Here is a 12,147-nt window from a genome sequence, read left to right as displayed (position 1 = left end):
TCTCGCCATTAAGAGCCGCGCTCTGTGAACCGGCCCACGCCCGTCAAAACCGACAACTTCTTCCTGATGATCTACCGAGCCCTCAGCCAGCGCCGAATCCCCCTGGCCCTGCGTATCGCCAGCCATAACATCTTCCTGGTGGCCCTGGCCTTGGTGATCTATGCCTGCGTGATGGGTTTGCAGTTCAAGCAGGCCATGCATGAGCAGGCCGATGCCGTTGGCCAGAGCCTGACCACGCAGACCGCCACCTCGGCCACCGAACTGCTGGTGTCCAACGACATCCTCAGCCTCAATGTGCTGCTCGGCAACCTGGTGAAGAACCCGCTGGTGGCGCACGCCGCCATCTACAGCGTGGACAACCGCATCCTCGCCGAGGCCGGCCAGCGCCCGCGCAACAGCCTGCTGGGCGAGGCAGAAGGGGTGTACCAGACCAAGATCACCTTCCAGGACGTGACCGCCGGCCAACTGCGCATCAGCCTGGACATGAGCCAGTTCCAGCAGCCGATGCTGATCAGCCTGCAGAGCATGGGCATCCTTGCCGCCATCCTGCTGGCGCTGGCCCTCACCCTGAGCCTGCGCCTGGGCCGTTTCATCTCCACCCCGCTGCTGCAACTGCGGGTCTGGCTGCGCGACCCGCATCCCTACACCCCGGCCATCGACCGCCAGGACGAAATCGGCGACCTGGCCCGCCAGCTGCACGCCCGCCTCGCGCCGCCACCGCCGCCGGAGCCAGAGGTCGAGGAAGAAGACGACTTCGACGACGCGCCGGTAGCGCCAAAGGCCGCCCCGCGCACCAGGCCCGCCGTGCACGAGGCTGAAGACGATGACGAAGCCTTTGCCGGCCTGATGGACGAAGAAGCCGCCCCCGCCAAGCCGATCGCCGTCGAGTCGAACGAGCCCCAGAGCAGCGCCGTGCTGGCCGTCCAGCTGGGCTCCCAGGAGCAACTGCGCCGCCTGCCGCGCACCCGCCTGGCCGAGCTGCTGGAGCGCTACAACGACTGCCTCGACCAGGCTGCCTCGCTGTATGAAGGCGAAGTGCACACGCTGAGCGACGGCGGCACCCTGCTGCTGTTCCACAGCCGCGACTCTGGCGAGGACTACCTGACCAACGCCATCTGCTGTGGTGAGCTGTTGCGTGCCCTGGGCCATGCCCTGCAGATCGAGGTGGCCGACAGCGGCATCACCCTGCAACTGCAACTGGGCCTGGTGCTGGCCGATGACTTGCAGGGCCTGGACCAGGTTGACCTGCTGATGACCGAACAGGCCCAGGACGCCCTGGCGCTGTCGCAGCACAGCCGCAACCTGCTGCTGGTGGAACGGCGCATCAGCGACGATGCCCTGGTGCGCCAGCGTGCGCGGATCCGCCCGATTGCCAGCCCCGAGGGCGCGAGCTGCGTGGAGCGGTTGATGGAGCCGTACCCGTCGATGCTGGAACGCCAGCTGGCGCGGATGCACGAACGCCGCGCCTGATACGCCATGCACCAAAAGAAAAGGCCCTGCAGATGCAGGGCCTTTTTCATTGCCGCGGCGAATCAGGCCTGGGCTGGCTGCGCCAGCAGTTCACCCATGCGCACGGCAGAGGCTGCGCCGAGGTTTTCAGCCCACTTCACCTGCTCTGGCCCGAACAGCACGATCGCCGTGGAGCCCAGCTTGAAGCGACCCAGTTCGGCGCCTTTCTCCAGGTGGATCGGCGCGCGGCTGGCTTCGTCGTAGCGGAAGGTCTTGAGCTCGCGCTTCGGTGGCGTGACCAGGCCGGCCCAGACGGTCTCGATCGAGGCGACGATCATTGCGCCAACCAGCACTACCGCCATCGGCCCACGTTCGGTGTCGAACAGGCAGACCACGCGCTCGTTGCGGGCGAACAGCTCGGGGACGTTCTCTGCGGTGGTCTGGTTGACCGAGAATAGCCGGCCCGGCACGTAGACCATCTCGCGCAGGGTGCCGGCCAGCGGCATGTGCACGCGGTGGTAGTCCTTGGGCGACAGGTAGATGGTGGCGAACTCGCCGCCCATGAAGGGTGCGGCCAGGGCCGGGTCGCCGCCCAGCAGCTCAAGGGCGCTGAAGCTGTGGCCCTTGGCCTGGAAGATGCGGCCATGCTCGATCGGGCCGAGCTGGCTGACCGCGCCGTCGGCCGGGCAGAGGATGGCGCCGGGGGTCTCGTCCAGCGGGCGGGCGCCGGGCTTGAGGGCACGGGTGAAGAAGGCATTGAAGTGCTCGTAGGCAGTCAAGTCTTCGACCAGCGCTTCGGACATGTTGACCTGGTAGCGCTTGGCGAACCAGGCGGTGAAGGCATTCTTGAACCAGCGCGCGCGGCATTCGGCGACGCAGCCGGCCAGGCGCGACAGCAAGTGGTGCGGCAGCAGGTGCTGGCTGATGATGAACAAACGGGATTTCATTGAGCGTCCTTAAACTTCTACGGGCGTGTCGGGGTGGTTGCCCCATTCGCTCCACGAGCCGGCGTAAGCCTTGATGCGTGGGTAACCGAGGGCCTTGGCCACCAGGTAGGTGAAACCGGAGCGGCGGTGGGTCTGGCAGTGGGTGATCACTTCCTTGTCTGGGGTGATGCCCAGTTGTTCGAGCACTTGCGCGATGTCCTTGCGGATGCGCAGGTGGTCGTTAAGGTCCATGCCGGCGGTCCACTCGAAGTTGATCGCGCCGGGGATGTGCCCGCCCTTGGCGGCCAGGACTTTTTCGCCGCTGAACTCCTGCGGGCCGCGGGCGTCCCAGACCACCAGGTCGTCGGCGCCCAGGCGGCTTTGCAGGTATTCGCGGGTGGCGGTCGGTTCGCTGTGCAACTGCAGGCGTACCGGGTTGCTGGCGGGCGCCGGCGCCTCGGTGGACAGTTTGTCCGCCGGCCAGGCCTGGATGCCGCCGTTGAGGTAGTGGTAGTGCGGGTGGCCGATCACGTCGAGCAGCCAGATGAAGCGCCCGGCCCAGCCGCCCCCTTCATCGTCGTAGACCACATAGACGGCATCGTCGCGGTGGCCGAGCTCGCTGAACAGTTTCTCCAGGTCGCCCAGTGCCGGCAGCAGGCCGGGTGCTGGTGGTTGGCCCAGCTGGGTGCGCTTGCCCTCGACGAAGCGGGCCCCTGGGATGTGCCCGCTGACGTAGCGATTGGCACTGCTCAGGTCGACCAGGATCAGCTGTGGCGAAGCCAGGCGCGGTAGCAGGTCCTCGGCTTCGATCACCAGGGGCAAGCCGGAAAAGTCAGTCATCCACGGTCTCCAGGGTGGAAAGAGCAGCGATTGTAGCGCAAGGCTCAGGCGTTGCGGTTGGCAAACACGGCCAGGGCGCGCTCGATGCATTGCGCGGTCTTGCCGAAGGCTTGCACGCTGACATCGGCCAGCGGCTTGCCGCCCTGGTCGACCACCGCCAGCATCAGCACCTGCTCGCCGACGGCCAGTGAGCGCAGCAACAGGTGCTCGCTACGGAAGAACGCCCGCAGCGGGGCCGGCAGCAGTGCGGCGAACTGGGCGTGGTTTTCCGGCGTCAGGCGCAGTTGCCCGGCTTTGCTCATCAGCTTTTGCAGCAGTTTGTTCTGCCCGATCGCCAGCGCCATGGCGTCTGCCTCCTTGGGCAGGCCGGCGGTCTGCTGCACGCGCAGGTAGTCGCTGGCCTTGTCCAGGCTCAGCAGCATGATGCGCTGCATGCCGCACGCCAGCAGCGCCTCGCGCGCTTGCGTGGCCAGGTGCACGGTGTTGGAGAACGGGCTTGGCTGGGCCAGCAGTTCCTGGCACAGCGTGCGCCAGTGCGCCAGCGTTTCGGCGCTGGGCGGCGGCGGGGTGAGCATGTCCGGGTGCGGGCGGCGCTGGTGCCAGGGCCAGATCAGCGCTTCGGCCGGGTGGAACAAGGCGTGGCGCGCATGGTGGCGGGCGCTGGCGGCGGCCTGTTGGTGGACCTGCTGCTGCACATCTTCCAGCGAAGTCTGCAGGTACAGCGCGGTCAGCAGTTGCCAGCGCAGCAGGTGCGGATTGTCCCAACCGACCTGGGCCGCCAGCGCCAGGCCATTGGCGAGCAAGACGGTGTTGGGCGGCTGGTTGAACCAGCGGCGCAGGGCCGGCTCCTCGTCCAGGCGCTGCTGTTGTGCCAGGGGCTCGGGTTCGCGGGCGATGGCCAGTACCTGGGCCAGTTGCTCGCGTTCGTCGATCAGCAGGCGATAGCCCTGGGTGACCCAGCCAGGCAGGCGCCAGTGCTCGGCCACGGCCTGGCACAACGACATGATGCGCACGCCGAACAGTTCATGCTCGACCGTGGCTGCGTCCTCGCCCTTGTGGATAACCCGCAGCTCCCAGGTGTCCAGCAGTTTCGGGTAGGCCAGGGCCAGCGGCCACAGCGGCGAGAGGAACAGCAGGCTGCCCCAGTGGATGTCCTGCCACAGCCGCGCCAGGCGGCTGGCGAACAGGCCGTTGGCTTGTTGCGCGGCATGCTGGCTGATCAGCAGGAACTGGCGCAGCACCGGCGGGATGTCGTCGCCGGGCAGGGTGGGCAGGCGTGCCAGCAGCTGGCTGGTACGTTCAAGGCCCAGGCGATTCAGGGCAACTTCCAGGCTTTCGGCGGGGTCGGCCTGGCTGGGGCTGGCCGGATGGTTGGCCTCGCGCATCACGCACAGCACCAGGGCGGGGCTGTCCTGCAGCAGTTCGGCGATCTCGCGCAGCGAGCGACGGCTGTCGGCGATGGCCTTGACCACCTGGTCGTGGCTCTCTTTGGGCACCGGCAGGCGCACCCCATCGAGCAGCTTTATCCAGGCCTCTAGCGTCGCGGGAACCTTACTTGGCACCTTGGTTTCAATTGGCATTTTGACATCAGTCCGAACTGGCTTTTCGCGATGAGTGGCTATAGTCTGGCGCAGTTGTGCCGATAAGTAGAAGAAGAGTTTTAAAGCTCCCGTCCCCGACCCTGACCACGACAGCAAGTGCTTTGAACCTATGGCTAAAATTATCGGCATCATCGTCGTATTCGCGAGCGTGCTCGGCGGCTACGTGCTTTCCCACGGCAAGATCGCGGCGCTGATTCAGCCGTTCGAAGTGCTGATCATCGGCGGCGCCGCGTTCGGTGCGTTTCTTCAGGCCAACCCTGGCTACATGACCATGCATGTGGTCAAGAAGTCGCTGAAGATGTTCGGCAGCCGATTCACCCATACTTTCTACCTGGAAGTGCTGGGCCTGGTATACGAGATCCTCAACAAGAGTCGCCGCGAAGGCATGATGGCCATCGAAGGTGACATCGAAGACGCCGCCGCCAGCCCGATCTTCGCCAAGTACCCCGCCGTACTGGGCGATGAACGCATGACCGCCTATATCTGCGACTACCTGCGCATCATGTCCACCGGCAACATGGCTCCCCACGAGCTCGAAGGCCTGTTCGACATGGAGCTGCTGAGCATGAAGGAAGAGCTGGAGCACCCGTCCCACGCGGTGAACGGCATCGCTGACGGCATGCCCGGCTTCGGTATCGTCGCAGCGGTACTGGGTATCGTGGTGACCATGGCGTCGCTGGGCGACGGCGACCAGGCGTCGATCGGTCTGCACGTAGGTGCGGCGCTGGTCGGTACCTTCTTCGGTATTCTGGCCGCCTACGGCTTCTTCGGCCCGCTGGCCAAGTGCCTGGAGCACGATGCCAAGGAAGAGCTCAACCTGTACGAGTCGATCAAGGCTTCGCTGGTCGCTTCCGCCTCGGGCATGCCGCCTTCGCTGGCTGTCGAGTTCGGGCGCAAGGTGCTGTACCCCAAGCACCGTCCAAGCTTCGCCGAGCTGGAACAAGCGGTCCGCGGTCGCTAAGCCATGGAAAACAATCAGCCCATCATCATCAAGCGCGTAAAGCGCTTCGGTGGAGGCCACCATGGCGGCGCCTGGAAGATCGCCTTCGCCGACTTCGCCACGGCGATGATGGCGTTCTTCCTCGTGCTGTGGCTGCTTTCCACCGCCACGCCCGAGCAGAAGATCGCCATTGCCGGCTACTTCAAGGACCCGATCGGCTTCTCCGAAAGCGGCACGCCGTACATCATCGACCTGGGTGGCTCGCCACAGCTGGCACCCGAGAAGACCATCAACCCCGAGACCAAGTCCGAGCCGACGCCTGATACCAGCATCCAGCTGGACAAGGACAAGGTCGAGACCATGGCCGAGCAGGTCGAGCGCGAGCGCCTGGAGCTGCTGCTGCAGGAGCTGCAGAACAAGGTCGAGGAAAACCCGCAACTGCAGAAGTTCAAGGACCAGATCCTGTTCGAGATCACCCAGGACGGCCTGCGCATCCAGATCATGGACGCCGAGAACCGGCCGATGTTCGACATTGGCAGTGCGCGGTTGCAGCCGTACTTCGAAGACATCCTGCTGGCCATGGCCGACACCATCAAGGCAGTGCCGAACAAGATCAGCATCAGTGGCCACACCGATGCCAAGCCGTATTCCGGCACTGGCGACTACGGCAACTGGGAGCTGTCGGCCAACCGTGCCAACGCTGCGCGTCGTGCGCTGGTCGCGGGTGGTTACCCGGATGAGCAGGTGGCGCGTGTGGTGGGGTATGCGTCGTCGTCGCTGTTCGACCGCAAGAATCCGTTCAACCCGGTCAACCGCCGTATCGACATCATCGTCCTGACCAAGAAGGCCCAGCGCACCATCGAGGGTGAGCAGGGTGAGCAGGGTGCGCCTGAGGCCCAGCCGCAAGCGACGCCGCCGGCCCAGGGTGCGCCAGGCGCCGCCGCTCCGGCGCCGCAGGACCCGATGCAGCCTCGCGAGTTGCGGCAAAAGCTGAACATCTTCGAGGATGGTGTGTTGAAGATGGACGAGCAGAAGAACCAGTAAGCCGGTTGCTGCCAGGCAAAACGCCCGTGATTGTCTATGCAGTCATGGGCGTTCTGCTTTGTGAAAGGCCTGTGGGAGCAACTGTCTTATGTTGTCAGTGCTGGCCTCATCGCTGGCAAGCCAGCTCCCACAGGTACGATGCTGCTTCAAGTTAGCGCGATCCATGTGGGAGCGGGTTTACCCGCGAACACCGGCGAAGCCGGTGCCATGCATCGCGTCGCCTGCTTCGCGGGTGAACCCGCTCCCACAGGGCTTGTGAACCCGCCGCTCTGCCGCAGCCTCAGTAGCTGTCTTGCGGCAGGCTGGCGATGATCGAGCGGTAGCTGTTCATCCGCTGCTGCGTCACGCTGCCCTCGTCCAGTGCCTTGAGCAATGCACAGCCCGGTTCGCGGTCGTGCTTGCAGTCGCGGAAGCGGCAATGGCCGATCAGCTCGCGGAACTCGATGAAGCCATCTTCCACATCGTCACGGCTGACATGGCCCAGGCCGAACTCACGGATACCCGGGGAGTCGATCAGATCGCCGCCGTTAGGGAAGTGATAGAGCCGCGCGGTGGTGGTGGTGTGGGTGCCCTGGCCCGACCATTCGGACAGGTCGCCTACGCGGGTGCCGGCGTCAGGCAGCAGGCTGTTGACCAGCGACGACTTGCCCACCCCCGACTGGCCGACGAACACACTGATATGGCCATCCAGCGTCTGTTGCAGGCGCTGCATACCATCGCCCTGGTGGGCCGATACTTCCAGCAACGGGTAGCCGAGCCCGCGATACACCTCGAGCATGGCGTTGAGCGTAGGGGCGTTTTCGTCGTTGATCAGGTCGGCCTTGTTGAGCAGCAGCAGTGGGCGGATACCGGCATGCTCGGCGGCCACCAGGTAGCGATCGATCAGGTTGGGGTGCGGTTCCGGCGCGGGTGCGAAGACGATGACGATCAGGTCTACGTTGGCCGCCACCGGTTTGAGCTGGCCATGATTGTTCGGCCGGCACAGCTCGGTGCTGCGCGGCATCTGGGCGACGATCACGCCGATGCCCTGGTTGCCGGCGCGCCATACCACGCGATCGCCGGTGACCAGCGCCGGCAGGTTGGCCCGCAGGTGGCAGCGGAATACCTGGCCGGCGTCGTCGCCGTCCTGGGCCTCGACCTCGACCTGCACACCGAAGTGGGCGATCACCAGGCCCAACTGCTCCGGCCCCAGGTCGCCACCTTCGAGCTCTTGCAGTGCATGCTGCTCGCGTTTGGCGGCGCGGGCGGCGCGTTCACCCTGGATCTTTTCGATGCGCCAGTTCTGGCGGCGGTTGAGCTGGCGTTTGGCCATGAAGGTTCCGTATCGGCGGGGCAGTGAGAAAACCGCGGCAGTTTAGCATGGCCCGCCCACGCACCGCCTTGCTGGGCTAATATGACGGCCTATTCGAGGAGCACTTTCATGCAGAACCCACAGAACCTGATCTGGATCGACCTGGAAATGACCGGCCTGGACCCGGACAGCGACGTCATCATCGAGATGGCCACCATCGTCACCGACAGCGAGCTGAACACCCTGGCCGAAGGCCCGGTAATCGCCATTCATCACAGCGATGAAGTGCTGGCACGCATGGACGAGTGGAACACCCGCACCCACGGCGGCTCGGGCCTGACCCAGCGTGTGCGCGAGAGCAAGATCAGCATGGCCGAGGCCGAGGCGCAGACCATCGCTTTCCTGGAACAGTGGGTGCCCAAGGGCAAGTCGCCGATCTGCGGCAACAGCATCTGCCAGGATCGCCGTTTCCTGTACCGGCACATGCGCGGGCTGGAAAACTACTTCCACTACCGCAACCTCGACGTCTCCACGCTCAAGGAGCTGGCCGCGCGCTGGGCGCCGAACGTACGTGACAGCTTCAAGAAGGGCAGCACCCACCTGGCCCTGGACGACATTCGCGAGTCGATCGCCGAACTGCGTCACTACCGCGAGCATTTCATCAAAATCTAAGCCTCAAGCCTCAAGCCTCAAGCCTCAAGCCCCAAGCCAGGCAATGCCGTATTCGCCCGGGCCCGACAGCCCAGACGCCGCGCATTGCTTGCAGCTTGGGGCTTGTAGCTTTCCACTGTTTTTGGAACTGCACCATGTTGTTGATGCTCTACCTCATCGCCATTACCGCCGAAGCCATGACTGGCGCCCTGTCTGCCGGCCGTCGCGGCATGGACTGGTTCGGTGTGGTGCTGATTGCCTGCGTTACCGCCCTGGGTGGCGGTTCGGTGCGTGACGTGCTGCTCGGGCACTACCCGCTGACCTGGGTAAAACACCCGGAATACCTGGTGCTGACCAGTTTTGCCGCGCTGGTGACCATCTTCATCGCGCCGTTGATGCGCCATCTGCGCTCATTGTTCCTGGTGCTCGATGCCCTGGGGCTGGTGGCGTTCACCCTGATCGGCTGCATGACCGCACTGGAGATGGGGCAGGGCTTCCTGGTCGCCTCGATCAGCGGGGTGATCACCGGGGTGTTCGGCGGCATCCTGCGGGATATCTTCTGCAACGACATCCCGTTGGTGTTCCGGCGCGAGCTGTACGCCAGCGTGTCGTTCGCGGCGGCGTGGTTCTACCTGGGCTGCGTGTACTTCAAGGTGCCGGCGGAGCAGGCGATGCTGCTGACCCTGTTTGGCGGGTTCCTGGTGCGCTTGCTGGCGATCCGTTTCCACTGGGAAATGCCCAAGTTCCACTACAACGACCAGCAGTGAATAGTGCGCGGCTCCTGCGGGATGCAGGAGCTGTTCGGCTGCTCGTGGGAGCGGGCTTGCCCCGCGATTGGATGCACCGGCTTCGCCGAGATCGCGGGGCAAGTCGCATCGGCGCACCGCCGCTCCCACGTACCGACGCTTTCACGTTGTGCGATTGCGCACGCCGAAAGGCTGAATGATTGCCTACAGGACGCCGTGCCGCCCCAGCGCCCATTCCACGTGCTCGCGCACTAACGCCGACGGGTCATTGCGCCGCGCTTTCAGCGCCTCTACAACCGGGATCGTGGTGGGCGCGTTGCCCAGCCCCACCGCCAGGTTGCGCGAAAACCGCTCATACCCCGCACGCCGCAACGGCGAGCCTTCGGTGCTGCCGAGAAAGCGCTTTTCATCCCACAGGAACAGCTCGGCCAACTCGACGTTGTCCAGGCCGCGCCGCGGCATGAAGTCATCCTCGGTGGTGGTCTTGGCAAAGCGGTTCCATGGGCAGACCAGCTGGCAGTCGTCGCAGCCGAACACCCGGTTGCCGATCAGTGGGCGCAGCTCCACGGGAATGGCGTGGCGCAGCTCGATGGTCAGGTAGGAAATGCAGCGCCGTGCATCGAGCTGGTAAGGGCCGACGAAGGCCTGGGTCGGGCAGATGTCCAGGCAGGCCTGGCAACGGCCACAGTGGTCGCTGCCCTGCACGCCGTCGATCGGCAGCGGCAGGTCGACGAACAGTTCGGCGAGGAAGAAGTAGCTGCCGGCCTTGCGGTTGAGCAGCAAGGTGTTCTTGCCGATCCAGCCCAGGCCGGCCTCCTGCGCCAGGGCTTTCTCCAGCACCGGGGCGCTGTCGACGAAGGCGCGGTAGCCGAACGGGCCGATGGCCTCCTGGATGCGGTCGGCGAAGTGCTGCACGCGCTTGCGTACCAGCTTGTGGTAGTCGCGGCCCAGGGCGTAGCGCGCGATATAGGCTTTTTCCGGCTGGGCCAGGCGTTGCGCCATCTGCGTGTCGCCCGGCAGGTAGTCCATGCGCAGCGAGATCACCCGCAGGGTGCCGGGGATCAGCTCGGCGGGGCGCGAACGCTTGGTGCCGTGCTCGCCCATGTATTCCATCTCGCCCTGGTAGCCGGCCGCGAGCCAGCGCTGCAGGTGCTGTTCGTGCTCGCCAAGGTCCACGCCGGCGATGCCGACGTGGGCAAAACCGAGTTCCTGGCCCCAATCCTTGATCGATTGGGCCAATGTGTTGATGTCTGGGAGCGTGGCGGGCATGGATGGGCAAGGCATTACGGGTGTAGGTGCGTATAATTCTGCCAGACATCGGAGCCTTTGACCCCATGCCTCAGACCAAACACCCCGGTAATACCCCGCAACTGCTCAATCGGCTGACCCTGGCCGGCCTGCCGCCGCGTGCTGCTGGCGCCCACAAGGCTGACTTCGGCCACGTGCTGGTGGTCGGTGGCGACCTGGGCACCGGCGGGGCGGTGATGCTCAGTGCGCAAGCCGCGCTGCGTTGTGGCGCCGGCCTGGTCAGTGTGGCCACGCGCCCTGAACATGTCGCTGCCGGGCTGGCCCGTCTGCCCGAGGCCATGTGGCTGGGCGTGAGTTCGGCCAATCAGTTGATGGGGCCGCTGGAGCGTGCCTCGGTGCTGGTGGTCGGGCCAGGGCTGGGGCAGGCGGCCTGGGGGCGCAGCCTGTTGTCGGCGGTGGCCAATGCGCACCTGCCGCAAGTCTGGGATGCCGATGCGCTCAACCTGCTGGCGCGGTCGCCGCTGGCGCTGCCCAGCGCCAGCGTGCTGACCCCGCACCCGGGGGAGGCGGCGCGCTTGCTGGGGATCTCCACCGAAGCGGTGCAGGCCGACCGGCCCGGTGCCGCGCGCAAGCTGGCGCGCAAATATGCCAGCGTCTGTGTGCTCAAGGGCGCCGGTACGCTGGTGGCTGACCCTGCCGGGCAGCTGGCGCTGTGCGATCACGGTCATCCGGCCATGGCCGGCGCGGGGCTGGGGGATGTGCTCACCGGGGTGTTGGCGGCGCTGCTGGCCCAAGGGCTGGACGCCTGGCAGGCAGCCTGCCTGGGGGTGTGGCTGCATGCCCGTGCCGGCGAACGGCTGGGGGTTGAGGGAAGAGGCCTGGCAGCCAGCGATCTGGTTGCGGTCATTAGAGAATTGTTGGAGGAACATTCAGCGTGTCTGGCATAACCCTGTTTTTGGCCGATGAAGAGGCCACCGTCGACTTCGGCGCGAAGCTGGCTGAAGTGACCGGCGGTCATGGCGTGATCTTTCTCGAGGGCGACCTGGGCGCCGGCAAGACCACCCTGTCACGCGGCCTGATCCGTGGCCTGGGCCACACCGGCCCGGTCAAGAGCCCGACCTTCACCGTGGTCGAGCCCTACGAGATCGGCGACATTCGCGCTTTTCACTTCGACCTGTATCGCCTGGTCGATCCGGAAGAGCTTGAATTCATGGGGATTCGCGATTACTTCGAGGGCGACGCCCTGTGCCTGTTCGAGTGGCCCGATAAAGGTGCGGGCGTTTTGCCAAAGCCCGACCTGACCATTACCATAAGCCCGCAAGCGGGCGGGCGCTCGCTGAACCTGTCGCCGCAGGGGGCACGCGGCGAAGCCTGGTGTGCCGATCTGGCCAAGAAAATCAAACAGTAAGTG

At 65.3% G+C, this 12,147-nt stretch carries 12 protein-coding genes; 7 read left to right on the top strand and 5 right to left on the bottom strand.

Annotated elements, in window-relative coordinates; all coding sequences use genetic code 11:
* Positions 1-24: 24 nt before the first annotated feature.
* Positions 25-1,470, top strand: a complete 1,446-nt coding sequence (locus LOY51_RS24385; protein ID WP_258643403.1) for a histidine kinase — start codon at positions 25-27, stop codon at positions 1,468-1,470.
* Between the two features lie 62 nt (positions 1,471-1,532).
* Here the strand turns inward: LOY51_RS24385 and asd are convergent, their stop codons facing one another.
* From asd to LOY51_RS24370, 3 genes are read right to left on the bottom strand one after another with little or no spacing between them, the layout of a single operon-like run.
* Complete coding sequence (gene asd / locus LOY51_RS24380) at positions 1,533-2,396, bottom strand: archaetidylserine decarboxylase (RefSeq protein ID WP_110996147.1); 864 nt, start codon at positions 2,394-2,396, stop codon at positions 1,533-1,535.
* 9 nt (positions 2,397-2,405) lie between these two features.
* Positions 2,406-3,215, bottom strand: a complete 810-nt coding sequence (locus LOY51_RS24375) for a rhodanese-like domain-containing protein (protein WP_258643401.1) — start codon at positions 3,213-3,215, stop codon at positions 2,406-2,408.
* A gap of 44 nt (positions 3,216-3,259) precedes the next feature.
* Entirely contained in the window at positions 3,260-4,795 is a 1,536-nt protein-coding gene (locus LOY51_RS24370; RefSeq protein ID WP_258643399.1) for an HDOD domain-containing protein, read from the bottom strand.
* Between the two features lie 130 nt (positions 4,796-4,925).
* On the opposite strand from LOY51_RS24370, the gene motA reads away from it, so the two are divergent.
* Both motA and motB read left to right on the top strand, forming a co-directional pair.
* On the top strand, positions 4,926-5,777 hold the full coding sequence (motA, locus tag LOY51_RS24365) for a flagellar motor stator protein MotA (RefSeq protein ID WP_125860666.1): 852 nt from the start codon (positions 4,926-4,928) through the stop codon (positions 5,775-5,777).
* A gap of 3 nt (positions 5,778-5,780) precedes the next feature.
* Positions 5,781-6,800, top strand: a complete 1,020-nt coding sequence (gene motB, locus LOY51_RS24360; protein ID WP_125860664.1) for a flagellar motor protein MotB — start codon at positions 5,781-5,783, stop codon at positions 6,798-6,800.
* A gap of 280 nt (positions 6,801-7,080) precedes the next feature.
* On the opposite strand, the gene rsgA is transcribed toward motB, so the two are convergent.
* Positions 7,081-8,112, bottom strand: coding sequence for a small ribosomal subunit biogenesis GTPase RsgA (gene rsgA, locus LOY51_RS24355; protein WP_125465763.1), 1,032 nt, complete (start codon positions 8,110-8,112; stop codon positions 7,081-7,083).
* Positions 8,113-8,220: 108 nt separating this feature from the next.
* Between rsgA and orn the strand changes: the two genes are divergently transcribed.
* Positions 8,221-8,763, top strand: a complete 543-nt coding sequence (orn, locus tag LOY51_RS24350; protein WP_125465762.1) for an oligoribonuclease — start codon at positions 8,221-8,223, stop codon at positions 8,761-8,763.
* 134 nt (positions 8,764-8,897) lie between these two features.
* A complete protein-coding gene (locus LOY51_RS24345; RefSeq protein WP_110996140.1) occupies positions 8,898-9,509 on the top strand; it encodes a trimeric intracellular cation channel family protein in 612 nt (203 codons plus the stop codon).
* Between the two features lie 183 nt (positions 9,510-9,692).
* Here the strand turns inward: LOY51_RS24345 and queG are convergent, their stop codons facing one another.
* Positions 9,693-10,757 (bottom strand): tRNA epoxyqueuosine(34) reductase QueG, encoded by a 1,065-nt coding sequence (gene queG / locus LOY51_RS24340; RefSeq protein WP_125465761.1) that lies wholly within the window; start codon positions 10,755-10,757, stop codon positions 9,693-9,695.
* Positions 10,758-10,822: 65 nt separating this feature from the next.
* Between queG and LOY51_RS24335 the strand changes: the two genes are divergently transcribed.
* Positions 10,823-11,683: an NAD(P)H-hydrate dehydratase gene (locus tag LOY51_RS24335; protein ID WP_258643396.1), complete on the top strand. Its 861-nt coding sequence runs from the start codon at positions 10,823-10,825 to the stop codon at positions 11,681-11,683.
* On the top strand, positions 11,680-12,144 hold the full coding sequence (tsaE, locus tag LOY51_RS24330) for a tRNA (adenosine(37)-N6)-threonylcarbamoyltransferase complex ATPase subunit type 1 TsaE (protein WP_371923667.1): 465 nt from the start codon (positions 11,680-11,682) through the stop codon (positions 12,142-12,144). Before LOY51_RS24335 ends, tsaE begins: the two co-directional genes overlap by 4 nt.
* The last annotated feature ends 3 nt before the right edge of the window (positions 12,145-12,147 follow it).

It is taken from the genome of Pseudomonas sichuanensis (genome assembly GCF_024749065.1).
Lineage (GTDB): Bacteria > Pseudomonadota > Gammaproteobacteria > Pseudomonadales > Pseudomonadaceae > Aquipseudomonas > Aquipseudomonas sichuanensis.
Note: the sequence above shows the minus strand (reverse complement) of the source record. Positions and strands in the feature narration are given on the sequence as shown.